20 protein-coding genes are annotated in these 15,945 nt (G+C 38.4%); 5 read left to right on the top strand and 15 right to left on the bottom strand.

Annotated features, from left to right (window positions below; genetic code table 11):
* Positions 1–33: 33 nt before the first annotated feature.
* Entirely contained in the window at positions 34–1,686 is a 1,653-nt protein-coding gene (locus ACQKNR_RS14890; protein WP_427318568.1) for a putative polysaccharide biosynthesis protein, read from the bottom strand.
* Between the two features lie 442 nt (positions 1,687–2,128).
* On the opposite strand from ACQKNR_RS14890, the gene ACQKNR_RS14885 reads away from it, so the two are divergent.
* Positions 2,129–3,400, top strand: a complete 1,272-nt coding sequence (locus ACQKNR_RS14885; protein WP_427318567.1) for an NAD(P)/FAD-dependent oxidoreductase — start codon at positions 2,129–2,131, stop codon at positions 3,398–3,400.
* Between the two features lie 102 nt (positions 3,401–3,502).
* Positions 3,503–4,945 (top strand): MDR family MFS transporter, encoded by a 1,443-nt coding sequence (locus ACQKNR_RS14880; RefSeq protein WP_427318566.1) that lies wholly within the window; start codon positions 3,503–3,505, stop codon positions 4,943–4,945.
* A 38-nt stretch (positions 4,946–4,983) separates the two neighbouring features.
* Here ACQKNR_RS14880 and ACQKNR_RS14875 read toward each other — a convergent pair whose 3' ends face one another.
* Together ACQKNR_RS14875 and ACQKNR_RS14870 are read right to left on the bottom strand one after the other, a co-directional pair.
* The gene (locus ACQKNR_RS14875; RefSeq protein WP_427318565.1) at positions 4,984–5,307 is read right to left on the bottom strand and encodes an ArsR/SmtB family transcription factor; all 324 of its coding nucleotides are present in this window, start codon (positions 5,305–5,307) and stop codon (positions 4,984–4,986) included.
* 1 nt (position 5,308) lies between these two features.
* Positions 5,309–5,740 carry an SRPBCC family protein gene (locus tag ACQKNR_RS14870; protein ID WP_427318564.1) on the bottom strand — a complete coding sequence of 144 codons (432 nt, stop codon included), beginning with the start codon at positions 5,738–5,740 and terminating at the stop codon, positions 5,309–5,311.
* Positions 5,741–6,161: 421 nt separating this feature from the next.
* Between ACQKNR_RS14870 and ACQKNR_RS14865 the strand changes: the two genes are divergently transcribed.
* Complete coding sequence (locus tag ACQKNR_RS14865; protein ID WP_142328342.1) at positions 6,162–6,389, top strand: DUF3973 domain-containing protein; 228 nt, start codon at positions 6,162–6,164, stop codon at positions 6,387–6,389.
* 181 nt (positions 6,390–6,570) lie between these two features.
* On the opposite strand, the gene ACQKNR_RS14860 is transcribed toward ACQKNR_RS14865, so the two are convergent.
* Both ACQKNR_RS14860 and ACQKNR_RS14855 read right to left on the bottom strand, forming a co-directional pair.
* A complete protein-coding gene (locus tag ACQKNR_RS14860; RefSeq protein ID WP_098542874.1) occupies positions 6,571–6,753 on the bottom strand; it encodes a sporulation protein Cse60 in 183 nt (60 codons plus the stop codon).
* Position 6,754: 1 nt separating this feature from the next.
* Positions 6,755–6,991 (bottom strand): DUF2553 family protein, encoded by a 237-nt coding sequence (locus tag ACQKNR_RS14855; RefSeq protein ID WP_048374324.1) that lies wholly within the window; start codon positions 6,989–6,991, stop codon positions 6,755–6,757.
* 253 nt (positions 6,992–7,244) lie between these two features.
* On the opposite strand from ACQKNR_RS14855, the gene ACQKNR_RS14850 reads away from it, so the two are divergent.
* Positions 7,245–7,739, top strand: coding sequence for a CarD family transcriptional regulator (locus ACQKNR_RS14850; protein WP_427318563.1), 495 nt, complete (start codon positions 7,245–7,247; stop codon positions 7,737–7,739).
* A gap of 71 nt (positions 7,740–7,810) precedes the next feature.
* Here the strand turns inward: ACQKNR_RS14850 and ACQKNR_RS14845 are convergent, their stop codons facing one another.
* The 7 genes from ACQKNR_RS14845 to ACQKNR_RS14815 form a co-directional block, all read right to left on the bottom strand.
* A complete protein-coding gene (locus ACQKNR_RS14845; RefSeq protein WP_427318562.1) occupies positions 7,811–8,596 on the bottom strand; it encodes a glucose 1-dehydrogenase in 786 nt (261 codons plus the stop codon).
* 12 nt (positions 8,597–8,608) lie between these two features.
* Positions 8,609–9,466 (bottom strand): glucose uptake protein GlcU, encoded by an 858-nt coding sequence (gene glcU / locus ACQKNR_RS14840; protein ID WP_427318561.1) that lies wholly within the window; start codon positions 9,464–9,466, stop codon positions 8,609–8,611.
* 33 nt (positions 9,467–9,499) lie between these two features.
* Positions 9,500–9,922, bottom strand: coding sequence for a DUF3888 domain-containing protein (locus ACQKNR_RS14835; protein WP_427318560.1), 423 nt, complete (start codon positions 9,920–9,922; stop codon positions 9,500–9,502).
* A gap of 93 nt (positions 9,923–10,015) precedes the next feature.
* Positions 10,016–10,249, bottom strand: a complete 234-nt coding sequence (gene moaD, locus ACQKNR_RS14830; RefSeq protein WP_427318559.1) for a molybdopterin converting factor subunit 1 — start codon at positions 10,247–10,249, stop codon at positions 10,016–10,018.
* A 2-nt stretch (positions 10,250–10,251) separates the two neighbouring features.
* Positions 10,252–10,716 carry a molybdopterin synthase catalytic subunit MoaE gene (gene moaE / locus ACQKNR_RS14825; RefSeq protein ID WP_427318558.1) on the bottom strand — a complete coding sequence of 155 codons (465 nt, stop codon included), beginning with the start codon at positions 10,714–10,716 and terminating at the stop codon, positions 10,252–10,254.
* Entirely contained in the window at positions 10,713–11,228 is a 516-nt protein-coding gene (gene mobB, locus ACQKNR_RS14820; RefSeq protein ID WP_427318557.1) for a molybdopterin-guanine dinucleotide biosynthesis protein B, read from the bottom strand. Before mobB ends, moaE begins: the two co-directional genes overlap by 4 nt.
* On the bottom strand, positions 11,198–12,487 hold the full coding sequence (locus ACQKNR_RS14815; protein WP_427318556.1) for a molybdopterin molybdotransferase MoeA: 1,290 nt from the start codon (positions 12,485–12,487) through the stop codon (positions 11,198–11,200). Before ACQKNR_RS14815 ends, mobB begins: the two co-directional genes overlap by 31 nt.
* An 83-nt stretch (positions 12,488–12,570) precedes the next feature.
* Between ACQKNR_RS14815 and moaC the strand changes: the two genes are divergently transcribed.
* A complete protein-coding gene (gene moaC, locus ACQKNR_RS14810; RefSeq protein WP_000094142.1) occupies positions 12,571–13,056 on the top strand; it encodes a cyclic pyranopterin monophosphate synthase MoaC in 486 nt (161 codons plus the stop codon).
* Between the two features lie 37 nt (positions 13,057–13,093).
* On the opposite strand, the gene ACQKNR_RS14805 is transcribed toward moaC, so the two are convergent.
* The 3 genes from ACQKNR_RS14805 to ACQKNR_RS14795 form a co-directional block, all read right to left on the bottom strand.
* The gene (locus tag ACQKNR_RS14805) at positions 13,094–14,107 is read right to left on the bottom strand and encodes a molybdopterin-synthase adenylyltransferase MoeB (RefSeq protein ID WP_427318555.1); all 1,014 of its coding nucleotides are present in this window, start codon (positions 14,105–14,107) and stop codon (positions 13,094–13,096) included.
* 16 nt (positions 14,108–14,123) lie between these two features.
* Complete coding sequence (gene moaA, locus ACQKNR_RS14800) at positions 14,124–15,137, bottom strand: GTP 3',8-cyclase MoaA (RefSeq protein WP_427318554.1); 1,014 nt, start codon at positions 15,135–15,137, stop codon at positions 14,124–14,126.
* Positions 15,138–15,338: 201 nt separating this feature from the next.
* A partial coding sequence (locus tag ACQKNR_RS14795) for a BclA C-terminal domain-containing protein (RefSeq protein WP_427318553.1) occupies positions 15,339–15,945 on the bottom strand: 607 nt, incomplete at its 5' end.

Genomic DNA, 15,945 nt, shown 5'->3' with positions numbered 1-15,945 from the left:
CCTTCTTTATTTATCATAGAAAAGGGGACGTAATTACGCCCCTCTTGATTTCAACTTTATTTTAAATCTACTACCAAGTTTACGCTGAATTTTCTCTAACGCTTCCCCGCCAAATACTCTTTCAAGTACTCCTGTGCGAATTGCTAACAATCCGTAAACAAGACCACCAATACCTGCACAAATCACAACTGTTATAAGAGCACCGATACGGCCATCAGGCGAAATCACGAAAGATAGAAGCCATTGTGATAGTTTTACCGTCACAACCATTACAAGTGTTAATACTGCAATTTGGAATGTTCTCTTATACACAACACCGAATGAGTAGTATGCGTGTTTTTTAATTTGTTGATTTGTGTACCAAACAGAAGCCATGAAACCAATTGCTGTTGCAAGAATCGCTCCTATTGTACCGAAATAACGGATAAAGATTACGTTACATACAAATTTCAAAATAACCCCCATTACAAGCGCAATAATCGCATGCTTCTGTTGGTTAATACCTTGCAGAATTGCCGCTGTTACTGTAAATAAAGCGAATAACAAAGCAACTGGTGCATACCACATTAATACTTGTCCACCTAGTGGATCTGAATCGTAAAACGCAGTATAAATTGGGTATGCAAGTGAAGAAATACCGACAACTGCTGGCAATGTTAAAAACATATTTGCCTGGAATGTTTGTGTAATTTGTAATTTTAAATAACGATATTGTTTTTCAGTAAATGATTTTGTAATCGCTGGTACAAGCGTTAAACTAAACGCTGTTGCAAGTGATACAGGAATCATAATTAATTTATGCGTCCACATTGTGAAAATACCAAGCGCTCGCTCTGCGATATCACCTTGACCAATCGCCTGCATAATTGAGTTAAATGTCAATGTATCAATTTGTTGATATAAAGGAATTGTTAACCCAATTACAACGTAAGGAATTGCATATGCAAATAATTCTTTAAACAATTGCACTGTACTTACTGTCGATTCTGGTACAGTTTGTTCAATTAAATATTGATCCAAATGTTTTTTACGTTTCAGCCAGTACCAAATTAATACACCGAGCGCTCCAACTGCTGAAACGAACGCAGCAAATGTCGCTACCCCAACTGCCGTTGCAACTGTACCGCCAAGTACTTTAATAACGATAAAACTACCCGCTAATAAAAAGACGATACGAATAATTTGTTCAATAATTTGCGAAACAGTAGTTGGTCCCATCGATTGGTGACCTTGGAAATAACCACGAATTAAACTCGCTGCCGGTACAACAATAAGTGCAAAACTTACAAGACGAATAATCGTCGTAACTTCTCCTACATTATTGTGTATACTTTGTTTACCAAGCATTGCTTCTGCAAACAATGGCGCCGTCATGTATAGAACTAGGAACGATAGAACTCCTGTTACTATCATCATAACCATTCCCGAGCGGAACATTCTCCGGCTCGTTTTATAATCGCCAAGCGCATTATATTTGGAAACAAATTTCGAAACAGCAAGCGGCACCCCTGCCGTTGCAATACTTAAAAAGATCGTATATGGAATGTATCCATATGTATAGAGCGTTCCGCCTTCTGTACCTACTAATGCATGAAACGGAAAGACGTAAATCATGCCTAAGAACTTTACTAAAAATGTCCCTAACGTAACAATAAGCGTTCCGCGCAGAAATTTCGAATCGGACATACAAAAATCCTCCTACATCTACATAAAGTGAAACTTTAATCAGTGGGGGTTTTGTTCACCCCCCACTGATTATTAGTTGAACCAATCGGGCGTTTACGGGCAGTTGATCTCCCACCTAACTTCTTTGCTCCAGCCGTTGAGGTGGAAGTTTTACTGCCCGTTAATGCGGGATAAAGTGAAACTATAATTAGCTGGAGACTTCTCTCCTACCCATTATTAGTTGAACCATTCGAGCATTTACGGGCTGCCAGACTCCCTCTTTACTTATCCTAATTCTTAAGGTTCTAGTCTTATTGCCCACAAATAGCAGGATAGTGCTGAACTCTAACTTTTGTATTGTACCACAATTCTCCCCTTAAGCAGTACTTCACTCTATTTTTCTTTTAAGGGAAAACATGCTATTCTTTTAGGCAGGAAATGTAGAAAATGAGGTCGATATATTATGCATTATGATGTTATTGTCATCGGCGGCGGGCCTTCTGGGCTAATGGCTGCAATCGGTGCTGCAGAAGAAGGCGCAAATGTCTTACTTCTTGATAAAGGAAATAAACTAGGGCGTAAACTTGCGATTTCTGGTGGCGGTCGCTGTAATGTGACGAACCGTCTACCACTCGATGAAATCGTGAAACATATACCAGGAAACGGCCGCTTTTTATACAGTGCTTTTTCTATTTTTAATAATGAAGATATTATTACATTCTTCGAAAATCTCGGTGTAAAACTGAAAGAAGAGGACCATGGCCGCATGTTCCCTGTATCAAACAAAGCGCAATCTGTAGTAGACGCGCTTTTAACACGATTAAAAGACTTAAGTGTAAAAATCCGTACGAATACACCTGTTGAAACGATTGAATATGAAAATGGTCAAACGAAAACAGTTATTTTACAAACGGGTGAAGTATTAGAAACAAATCATGTCGTTATTGCTGTTGGCGGAAAATCTGTTCCTCATACTGGTTCTACTGGAGACGGATACGCTTGGGCTGAAAAAGCTGGACATACCATTACAGAATTATTCCCAACAGAAGTGCCAATCCTTTCAAACGAGCCGTTTATACGTGACCGCTCATTACAAGGTCTTGCTTTACGCGATATAAACTTAAGCGTATTAAACCCGAAAGGAAAAGTTGTCATTTCTCATAAAATGGACATGCTCTTCACTCATTTCGGCCTATCTGGTCCTGCTGCTCTTCGTTGTAGCCAATTCGTTGTAAAAACGATGAAAAAGTTTAAAACGAATACAGTTCAAATGAGTATCGATGCATTGCCAGAAGAAAATAGTGAACAACTATTCCAGCGCATGCTGAAACAAATGAAAGAAGAGCCGAAAAAAGGAATTAAAAACGTATTAAAAGGGTATGTTCCTGAGCGTTACTTCCTATTTTTATTAGAAAAAAACGAAATTGATGGTAGCGAACAAGCTGGACAAGTTTCTCACGAAAAGATTCGTGCACTTGTGAAAGACTTTAAAGAATTTACTGTGAGTGTAAATGGTACGCAGCCACTTGAAAAAGCATTCGTTACTGGCGGAGGAGTATCCGTTAAAGAAATTAACCCGAAAGAAATGTCGTCTAAATTCACTAGCGGCCTATATTTCTGCGGTGAAGTTCTCGATATTCATGGTTATACTGGTGGCTATAACATTACATCCGCCCTCGTTACTGGTAGAATTGCCGGAACAACAGCTGGACAAAACGCGAAAATGCAGTATTAAAAAAGAAACAGGGATTCCTGTTTCTTTTTTGTTGCTTTATATACCTTAGTACCTTTATATTTTATATTGTTGAATATTTGAAAAAGGGTAAGGGGAAAACAAATGAGAAAAAAAGTCATGATGTCTTTAATGTTAATGACGTTTCTTTCTGCTGTAGAAGGAACGATTGTTAGTACAGCAATCCCTCGTATAACGAGCGATTTGTCAGGCGTCGAACTTGTTAGCTGGGTATATGCAATTTATATGCTTGCAACAGCTGTTTCGACTCCAATATACGGAAAACTAGCTGATTTATTCGGCCGCAAAAAAGTTCTGCTCATCGGAGCAACAATCTTCTTAATCGGTTCTGCGCTTTGCGGAGTCGTTACATCCATGGAACAATTAATCTTCTTCCGCGCTCTTCAAGGGATAGGTGCTGGTGCTGTCATGCCAATTACTATGACAATTATTGGGGACTTATATAGCGAAGCGAAAGACCGCGCGAAAGCACAGGGCTGGATGAGTGCCGTTTGGGGTGTATCTGGTGTTATCGGCCCATTAGTAGGTGGATTTTTAGTTGATTCCCTTTCTTGGCGCTATATTTTCTTCTTAAATGTTCCATTTGGAATTATCGCTTGCTTAATGATCGCAGTTTCTTATAAGGAATCTGTTAAGTCGGCTAAGCAACATATCGACTATCTTGGTGCAACAGTCTTCTCATTAAGTACAATTGCTTTACTATACGCGTTATTAACAGGCAGCAGTAAGCAAAACTGGGGAGATATTACAATTATCGGCCTATTAATCTTCGCCGCTATTTCATTCATTCTATTCTTATTCATCGAGAAAAAATCTCCGGAGCCATTAATTCCGCTAGCACTTTTCTCTAACCGTACATTATCTACAATAAACATACTCACGCTTATTGCTGGTGCAATGATTATTAGTATTACAATGTATCTTCCAATTTGGAGCCAAGGGGTTTTAGGAAAGAATGCAACAGAAGCTGGACTTATTTTAATGCCGATTCCTGTTATGTGGACATTCGGTGCTATGTTCTCTGGTAACTTGGTTGGCAAATTAAAAACGAGACAAATTATTTTACTTGGAGCTAGCATTTTATCAGTTGCTACCTTCTTATTATTTACATTATCAACAAACTCACCATCATTCCTTATTTATGTGGCAGTCGGATTATTCGGCTTAGGAATGGGACTTGTAACACCTATTTACATGGTAACAATTCAAGCAGCCGTACCAGCTCATACGCGCGGAACAGCAGTAGGCTTAAACACATTTATTAATACATTTAGTCAAACGTTAGGTGCTGCAGTATTCGGAACAGTCTTCAATACAATGATTCACGCACGTGGTATTAAAAACCTTGATCTTGTATCTTCTGGTGGACACGGCGGAACTACAGCAAACGTAGCAACCGAATCACAACAAGCATTAGCTGCAAGTGTACACGTCATTTATATGAGTACTTTCGCATTAGCAGTATTAACATTAATTATCGCTTGGCTTGTGTTAAAACCAACTAAGCAAACAAGTGAGCAACAATAAAGAGGATGACCATTTTGGTCATCCTCTTTGCATAAAACCTACTCTTCATTCTCCACAATATATTTAAGCATGGACAATTTATTATCCCAAAAACGTTCATAGTATGAGAGCCACTGTTGTAATTCAGCTAACGGCTCTGGTTGCAAACGATATATCTTCTCTCTTCCACTCTTTCTTCCACTTACTAAATTCGCTTCTGAAAGAATATGCAGATGCTTTACAACAGCTGTGCGACTCATTGGAAAATGGTCTGTTATTTTGGAGATTGGCAACTCTTTATCACTTAATAACCGTAACACTTCTCGGCGGGTTGGATCAGCAATCGCTTGAAATACATCATATTTCGCTGCTGACGAAGACATTTTATCCTTCGACAACCTTTTTCAGTTTTTCATTTACAATCGCTACCCAGCCACCATTCATTCTTTCGCGAATAATAGAGCTCTTCGCATTTGGTTTTGGAAGAATTGCATCAGGATGTTTCCAGCCGCCGTGAATTAACGTAAATTCTGTTTTATTATCTCCTAAATCTTTCAAATCAAATGAAACAATCCAGCCATCTGTATCCCATGAGAAAGATAAATGGTTTGGCTCATCAATTTCTAACACTTTACATGGTGATGGCCCAAATGGTGATTGCACATGAAACTCATGTCCCACCTTTAATTCAAAATCATTTGGCATAAACCATGACGAAATTCCTTCCGCAGTTGATACTACATTCCATACTTTTTGAAGAGGCGCGTTAAAAACGATTGTTTGTTTAATATCATTTAATGTATTTTGTTGTTCCATTTTACTTCTCCTTTATTCGGCACAAAAGTAACACCTTTTAGTTTCATTTCCAATAATATAACACCCTTTAGTTACACGTCAAGAAAGGCTCTTTTCACTGTTGAGAAATTCTCAACATTTTTTCAACAGGACAAACACTCTCTCAGCATTTCCTCATAATATACTCACAAAGGCAATAAAAAATAAAAACTTCTCTCAACATGAAACTCCATCATTCATATTGAAAGGAGCGCCTTACTTATATCATGCGTACTTCGTCTCTCCTCCTTCCCTCGGGGACAATACGTGAGATATGAAAAATCAGAAGGAATATGCCCACCATTTGAGTAGGTAGTTATTTCTCTTCTCCTCAACATTTCCTTAGGAGCGAAATGACTACCCACTCACTTTTTTAAACAAAAATAAAAAGGGGATGAAAGCTATGTTCTATTGCATTAATTGTTCTGACATTCACCATGAAAAACATCCGAATGATAAAGTATTCAAAAACGGTTTTTATATTGATCCATTTTTAGGTGATCGTTATCACCTCGGTATGTGTAAAGATGCCCAAAAGCATGAAACAGAAGAACTTCTTTTAACGACAAAGAAATTAGGCACTACTCAATCTATTATGAACGTTTTACCAACTCATGTTGTCCCAACATAAAGTGAAACTTTAATTAGTGGGGGGTTCATTCCCCACTGATTATCAGCCCGCACCAATCGGGCATTAACGGGCAGTTGTCTCCCGCCTAACTTCCTCGTATGCCGAATTTTGAAGTGGGAGTCTTACTGCCCGCAAATAGCGGGATAAAACATAAAAAAGAGCTGGCTTACCCAGCTCTTTTTTATGTTTTATACACAATCATTGCTGAAAAACAGTAAATTTGATTTTCATCATCATTAATGGAAACACCAACTTGGTACTTAATATCTACAAAGTTACCATCATCAATCTTTTTCAAAAATACATTTACAGCGTCTTCTAAGTCTTTTTCGTGGCTTTCATCAAACACTTTCACACGAATCATGTTAACACCATCCTAGATCGCAGCCCTCCGCCGCTTGATTATTGCCACGGTGCGTATCTATGATGCGATAAAACTTTCCATTCTCATATATATATCCGTCTTCTAACACATATTGTTTATCTTCAGTATAGACATAAAACTTACCTATCATAAATTTACTCGTATATAATTCCAAATAATCTGGTCTAAATTTAGCTACAACTTTATTTGTAATATCAATTCTTATTGTGCGCCCCACCTTCTCTCCCTCCTCTACAAAGAACGGATTTAGGTATATTGTATTAGCGATTTTACATTTTATGCTTAAAAATAAGTGGATATGCCTTCTGTTTTCGCCTGTACTATTTTTCTAAAAAAATCATCAATAAGTACGAGCAAAAAATATATAAAAAAAGAGCTTTTACTTATTGACTCAAATATACACATTATGGTATTATATAAAATTTGACATTTTTATAAGCGTATGCTATCATTAAAAGTGGTTACCACATATGGAGGTGGATGATTTGTTTCAAATTGGTGATAAAATCGTTTATCCAATGCACGGTGCAGGAATCATCGAAGCCATTGAAGAGAAAGAAATATTAGGTACTACGCGTCAATATTGTGTGATACGCATCACTAATAAAGATATGCAAGTAATGCTCCCGATGGATCAATTACAAAAATCAGGTATTCGTTATATCGTCGATAAAGGTACGTTAGATGATATACTTCTTGAATTCCAAAACGGGGAATCAGACCCATCACTCTCATGGAAACAAAGATATACAATGAATATGGAAAAAATGAAAAACGGCAATCTGCAAGATAGCGCAGAAGTTGTTCGGGATTTACTTCGCCGTAATAAAGAAAGAGCATTAAATGCGAGCGAAAAACAAATGCTAGATAATGCACGCAAAATGATGATTAGTGAAGTTGCGCTCGTACAAAACGTTTCTGAACATCAAGCGACAGAATTTCTTCAAGAGACAATTAATCATTAAATTTAAAATAGCTGGCGCTATTTTTTTTTGCCAAAAAGGACAAAGAGATAAAACTCTTTGTCCTTTTCATATTATCCACGCCCAGCTTGAAATGATGGATATAAAGTCATTCCACCATCTGCAAATAACGTAATTCCAGTTACGTAACTCGCCTCTGATGAAGCAAGCCAAGTTGCTACTGCTGCGATTTCTTCAGGTTTTCCAATATAGCCCATTGGTATCATACTTTCTACGTCAGCACGCTGTTTTGGGTCAGCAAACTTTTCAGCATTGATCGGCGTATTAATTGCACCTGGTCCAATATTATTTACTCGAATACCTTTTGGCGCATATTCTAACGCTAACGTTTCTGTCATAAGTTTAATACCGCCCTTACTTGCTGCATAGTGCACGAATAGTGGCCACGGAATTTTCTCATGAACGCTAGACATATTAATAACAGACCCTTTAATGTCGTGTTCCACAAAATATTTAATCGCTTCTCGACTTCCTAAAAAAGCACCTGTTAAATTTGTATTAATTACTTTATTCCAATCCGCTAACGGCATTTCATGCGACGGGACCGCATTTTCTATCCCCGCATTATTAATCATAACGTCGAGCGTACCAAATTCTTTCACAGCAGATTGAATGAGATTCGCAACATCTGATTCGGCCGTAACATCACCTTTTACAGCAATCGCTTCTCCGCCTACTTTTTTAATTTCTTCTAGCACATCATTCGCTTCTGACTCTCGTGAGCGATAGTTAATAACCACTTTCGCTTTCTCCTTAGCAAACCTTACTCCCATCGCTCTTCCGAGGCCAGTTGCTGATCCTGTAATAACGACGACTTTCCCTTCTAAATCACTGTACATTTCAATACCTCCTTAACCTTTTGCAATCCCTAACATAATTCCGGCTGCAATGATAAAAACGATACCAACAACGATACCTGTTAATTGACGTTTCGTTTTCTTTTCGCCTAATATAAGAATCCCGCCAAGCGTCGAAATAATAATTCCCATTTGTGATAGTGAAAAGCTTGTTGCGACTCCGACACGCGGCTGCGAAATAAATAAAAACATATTTCCTGCTGCCCAAATTAATCCTGGAATAATATTTCGTATCGCATATTTATTAAATGGATGATGTTTAAATGTAAGTAAAATACCCCCTAACACCATACCAACTGCTTGTGGTAATAATGCCGACCAACCATCTACGTTAAATAGCCTAATAACTACTACGTAAACTAAATAACCGACTGTTGAAATTAATAAAATTATGATGCCCCTTTTAAAATTCGCTGCTTGCTCTGCATTTTTTTCTTCTTCACTTTGAAGTGATGTTAAAATAACACCGATAATAATACAAACGAGCGCTAAAATTCCAAGGACGACTGATATTGTCGTGGACCATTCATGAAATACGATGACGCCAAATAAAGTCGTCGCAACTAATTGAAGCCCTGTTGAAATTGGCATCGTCCTCGAAACACCCATTAAATCGATACTTTTTAATTGATTCGCCTGACCGAGCGCCCAAAATAAACCCGACACAATTCCAACTCCAATAACAGTAGGAGTCAATACTGGCTTCACCAAAATATAAACAACAATCGAGAAAATAAGTGCACCAAGCGTTGTACCGAGCGTTTGACTATACGGTCCCCCGCCGAGTTTCACGTTAAATAGCACAATACTTCCCCAAAATATAGCTGGTAAAATCGCTAAAAATATATCCATCGCTCATTACCTTTCTCCACAAAATGTTATCAGTTACCTCTCTACGCCATTAGAGTGTGCTTTCATTTTTTCCTTCGCTCGTGCGCACACCTTTTCTGCAATCGCACTAGAAACATTTTTTTCTCGTTCCACTTTCTTTATCTTTATATGATCTAAATTATCTTCCAAAGTAAGTGTAACTTTGTCATTCGGCGGATTATGTGCACCTTGAAATGTAAGAAATTGTAGCGTCACTTCAAATCTAGGAACGAACTCATCTTTCTTACCTAAACGCTTTATATTTATAACTGAATCACATTCATATTGATCTTCTGTCGCTTGCCTTATAACGGAGTAATACCGATTCAATAACGCACTCTCTAAAAGTTGTTCCTTCGACTCTTTTGCCCAAGAATAACTTGGAGAAAAGAAAAAGATAGAACATATCATTGTCATCATTACACATAGTTTTTTCATAATGCCCTCCTTATCCTATACATTAGTGTTCTCAAAACTGCCATAAAAAAACGACTTCCCCTATTCAGGAAAGTCGGTTTAATGAATCCAATATTAACCACCGCTCACTGGTGGTATGAGTGCAACAATATCACCAGATTGGATCTTATCATCTTCATTTGCGTATTCTTCATTAATTGCAACCATAATTGGCGCTGATACTGGTACATTATATTCTTTGGCAACAATATCTTTTAACTCTGCAACCGTAATATTTTCTTTCTCTATTTGTAATTCACTTGTTCCTGCTTCTTCTTGCAAGTGCGCAAATAACAATACTCGAATCATACTTATAGCTCCTTCCCAGGCTCTCCTGCTGGATATGGTGTTTTTTCTAATTGATCACCAATCCATGAGTCACCATCTTCCCAAAACTCTTTTTTCCAAATCGGAACAATTTGTTTTATACGTTCCATAATATATTCATTCGCTTCATAAGCCGCTTTTCGGTGTGGTGTTGAAACAGCAACAACAACCGCTATATCTGAAATTTGCAATGTGCCGATGCGATGTGTAATCGCAACGTGTGTACCCGGCCATTTCGCTTTCACTTCTGAGCCGATTTTCTCTAGCATCTTTTCTGCCATTGTCTTATAAGCAACATACTCTAAGTATAATGTACGACGCCCTTTCGTAAACTCCCTTACTGTTCCAATAAATGTTGTAACAGCACCACATTCACGGCGAATTACTTTCTTCGCCACCTCTTCAATCGAGATTTCTGTATCAATTACTTCATAATACATATTTGTCATTTTGTGCTCCTAACCGTTTGTAAAAACCAATCTATATACAACTCTTCTTCTGTTATATGAAATACTTCGTATTCTTCTCGTAAGTTTGCCGGAGCATCATGCCACGTAATAACCGCTACTACATTCTCTACTTTATGTAAAAGTTCAGCGTCTTCCGCAGAACGAAGTAACACTACTTTCGGATAGCTCTCTTTTTTATAGCCCTCTATTAAAATCGTATCCACTTCAAAAAACTCATATAAGTGAATAATTTCTTGTAAGGACCATTCCTCTCTTAGCGAAGAAAGTGAAAGTAATCCCGCACCTTCTACACTACTTACAACAGCACCGGCTTTTCTGTGTCTTTCACTATCTTTTTGTGCTACTTCCGGAAAACCTCCGTGCCCGTGATGTTTAATTGTAGCAACTTTCATTTCTCTTTTGGCTAATGCATGCACAACTTTCTCTACAAGTGTTGTTTTCCCGCTATTTTGATACCCTACTATTTGTAAGATTGAAGGGGCTTTGCCCATGGCCAATCACATCCCTCGGAGTGCTCTAACAATAATACAGATACTTTCATCCCTGCCTCAAATCCTCTCGTTCCTCCAGGCAATACGATAAAAGCATTTGCATCCGCAAGTGAAGAGACCGCACTCGATTTATCTAAACCGACTGGCATCGCTTGTAATCCCCCATCCACGATCGTCATGTTCGCTCTTACGAAACGAGTAAATGGATTTGGCTTCGGAAAATCTCTTTGCAAAATAGCATCAGCTCTATATACGTGAGGCTCCTTCGCATACAAATATGTTTTTATAATTGGATGTACAAATAATTCAAAGCCTACATAACAAGCTGAAGGATTTCCTGATAAACCGAAAAGTAACTTTCCATCAGCTTCCGCTACTGTCGTTACACTTCCTGGTCTCATCGCTATTTTATTAAAGAGGACATTCGCCTGTAATCTTTCATAAATAGCTGGTAAATAATCATAATCTCCTACCGAAACACCGCCGGTTGTAATTAAAATATCGACTTCATCCATTGCCGATTGAACAGCTGTAAAACATGCATCTAACTCATCAGCAAGTTGTCCATAATAGCGTACTTTCCCGCCAGCTTTCATAATTTGAGCTGCAATCATATAAGAGTTACTATTTCTAATTTTCCCTGGCTCTAACGGCTCATGAACGTCTAGTAATTCACTTCCTGTCGTTACAATACCGACAACAGGCTGTTTTACAACTTTCACAGTACTATATCCAAACGTTGCTAATAGGGCCGCAACACCCGGATTAATTGCAACACCCTTCTTAACGAGGACTTGATTTTGTTTTATATCTTCCCCTTTAAATGACACATTGTCACCACTTTTGAAATGACGTTTTAACTTCATATATACTTTTCCGTTCTTCTCGAACCCTTCTGTCAGCTCTAGCATTACGACTGCATTGCAACCTTCTGGAATAGCAGCTCCTGTCATAATACGAATCGCCTGAAAAGCTCCTACTTCTTCTGTAAAAACAGAACCCGCTCCAATTTCTCCTATTACTTCAAATTCAACCGGATTTTCTTGACTGGCTTCTTTCGTATCTTCTGCTCGAATTGCAAAACCATCGTAAGGAGAACGATCAAAATGAGGAACGTCATGATCTGAGACAACATCTTCCCCAAGAATCCTCCCATAACTCTCCGTAATAGTAACCTCTTCTACTTCCCCATACTTCGCATATTTCATTACCCGTTCTACTGCCTCAGCAACTTGAATCGGAATTCGCTTTTCTACCATCGTTTCTCACCTCATATTTGCAAATTTTTTTATCTCGATTAAACTTTATATATTAAATAGAAATTACTTCAAGGAGGAATTCCATGTCTTCATTCACACACTTTAATGACCAAGGACGCGCGAAGATGGTTGATATAAGCGATAAAAAAGCAACCGTTCGAACAGCAATTGCGTGCTCTAGCATTGTCGTTACAAAAGAAATTTACGATAAAATCTCTCACAATGAAATTGGGAAAGGTGACGTATTAGCGGTTGCACAAATCGCAGGCATTATGGCTGCGAAACGCACTTCTGATATTATCCCAATGTGTCATCCTTTATTATTAAAAGGTGTTGATGTTTCTTTCGATTGGAAACAATCAGAAGAACACTACCGACTACTCATTGAAGTAAAAGTTAAAACAGAAGGTAGCACCGGCGTTGAAATGGAAGCTTTAACAGCTGCTTCTGCTACTGCTCTTACCGTGTACGATATGTGTAAAGCTGTTGATAAAGGTATGATTATTGGCGAAACATACTTACTTGAAAAAACAGGTGGAAAAAGTGGAGATTATACGAGAAATTCTTAATCCTCTCTCCGTTGAACCTAAAGGGTTGCCTTTAGGTTCAACCTATATATCTTGCATATAAGCTTTTCGCTACATTCATATCATTCGTCCCATGAATAAACGCTCTACCATCTGTAAATAGAACAAAGCGATATTCTTCTACCGGGAATGATAATAAATAAGGTGTTGCCTTTACCTCTACACTTTTTTGTAAGCGCTTTTTAATTTCTTCTAAATGAAAATCTTTCCGCACACCTGGACGGATTTGTACTGTATTCCGCCCACATAAAACTTCCGTTTTCGTTTGTGCTTCAAATGTTAAACTCGGATATGTACGTAATCTTCCACAAGATAAACACGCATCTTTTTTCTGCCTATTCACTTTAAATGCCATCTGTTGATTATTCCAAAGGTCAAATGATAACATCGTTTCACGAAGCGCCCCAAAGTCTTCTACTAATATTTTCAGCGCTTCCGTTATTTGATGCGCAACTACTAACTGCACCGCTGGCTGTATAATACCAGCTGTATCACATGTTGCTCCACTTGCTGGATGCTCCATTAAACAGCGGAAACACGGTGTTTTCCCTGGTAAAATTGTATAAGTTACCCCGTAGCTCCCGACACAACCACCATATATCCACGGAATATTATACTTTTGTGAAATATCATTAATAAGAAGACGCGTTTCAAAATTATCTGTCGCATCTAATATTAAATCTACACCATTCACTAGTTCTTCCATTTCTTGCACCGTTACATCAGTTACAACCGGATTGATTTCCACCTCAGAATTAATCGCTTTTAAATGTTCTGCTGCCGCTACCGCCTTCGGTTTATACTGCTTTGCATCTTCTTCTGTATATAATTGTTGTCTTTGTAAATTGCTCCATTCTACATAATCACGATCAGCAATCGTTACTTTTCCAACACCTGCTCTAATAATCGCTTCTGCATTCGCTGCACCGAGAGCACCTGCGCCGATAATAAGCACATGCTTCTCTCTTATTTTTCGCTGTCCCTCTTCTCCAACACCTGGAAATAATATTTGTCTTGAATAACGCTCCTGCATACGATAGCCCCCTTTCTTATCCCCCTATATAAGACATTTCAATTTTCGGACGATTTTTTGCACTTTCTTCTGTCCGTTCATCTGAATATCTATCTTTTCTATTCATCCATACATCTTGTATAACATTTAATAACTCCTCATCCGAAAGATTTCCTCTAAGAAGTTCCCTTATATCCAATCCTTCTGTCGCAAACAAACAAGTATAAAACTTTCCATCTGCCGAAATTCTCGCTCTCGTACAAGAAGAACAAAACGACTCAGAAACCGAAGTAATAAAACCGACCTCTACATTTGTTCCAATGTACCGATATCTTTTCGCAACTTCGCCGAAATAATGTGCTTCAGCTGGCTCAAGCGGATACACCCTATGAATCATCTCAATTAATTCCCGCTTTGTAACTACTTGATCAAAATTCCACCCATTCGTACTACCAACATCCATAAACTCAATAAATCTAAGCGAAATTCCTTGTTCTTTAAAATACGTAGCCATTGGAAGTACTTGATGATCGTTCATTCCTTTTTTTACTACCATATTTACCTTTACTTCAAGCCCTGCCTCTTTCGCTGCCATGATCCCCTTCATCACAGGTTTCGTATTAATATTCCGACCATTAATATTCCGAAATGTATCGTCATCTATCGCATCTAAACTAACATTTACTCTATGTAATCCAGCTTCTTTTAATGCCTTTGCTTGCTTTGTTAAATGAATTGCATTTGTCGTTAATCCTATATCTACTAACCCGTCAATTTTCACGAGACGCGCGATAAGCTTTGTTACATCTTTACGGAGCAGTGGTTCGCCACCAGTGAGTCTAATTTTTCTTACACCGATGCTAACAAATACTTTTGCCAAACGCTCGATTTCATCAAACGTCAGTAAAAATTCATCTTTCAAAAAAGCATAATCTGGTCCAAATACTTCCGCTGGCATACAATATGTACATCTAAAATTGCAACGATCAATGACAGAGATGCGTAAATCTTGAAGTGGGCGTCCAAAAAAATCTTTAACCTTCTCCTGCATCGCCACCCTCCCTTTCTGCCAAATTTTTCTCTTTTCATTCTATTATAATATATTTTCGAACTGCGATGTTTTTGCTCAAGTGAATAAAGTAAAACTTTAATTTGTAGGAGCGTTTCCATCCTCCTCTGATTAGTGAGGATTATCCGCAAATAGCGGTATAAAAAAACCTTGAAACATAAGAGTTTCAAGGTTTTCTGCTTATTAACTTAATCTAATAATCGTTAGAGTAGCTCCTGGCGTTGTCGTAGATAATGTAGCCAGTGCAGCTACTCCAAATAATTGCAAACTAATAGCAGCTCCAGCTGGTAAGCTAGCGATTATTGTTGCACTAAATGAACCTACACTTGCCACTGGAGCATTTATCGTTCCAGCAAGTGGACTTCCATTTACCGTTATGCGGGAACTTACAAGTAAGGTGGCTGCTAAATTGATCGTATAGGCTATATAATAGTTTCCTGCATTTGCAACTGTAAATACAGTATTTCCACCACTAACTGTTATTCCTGGTCCAATATTTTGATTGTTCGGTAATGGTATATCCGTACCACCTAACACAACAGCAATAGCACTTCCTGAAGTATTATTTGCAAATGCATACGTTGCAGTCGTACTAACTCCGGTCGCTCCGGTTGCTCCTGTGCTCCCTGTTGGGCCCTGGATTCCTTGCGGCCCTTGTGAACCTGTCACTCCGGTTGCTCCAGTTGGACCTTGAATTCCTTGCGGCCCTTGTGAACCTGTCACTCCGGTTGCTCCAGTTGGACCTTGAATTCCTTGCGGCCCTTGTGAACCTGTCACTCCGGTTGCTCCA

Origin of the sequence: Bacillus sp. NPDC094077 (assembly GCF_050279465.1) — a bacterium.
In the GTDB taxonomy this organism is placed as follows: Bacteria; Bacillota; Bacilli; order Bacillales; family Bacillaceae_G; genus Bacillus_A.
This window is presented reverse-complemented; position numbering and strand designations above follow the sequence as displayed.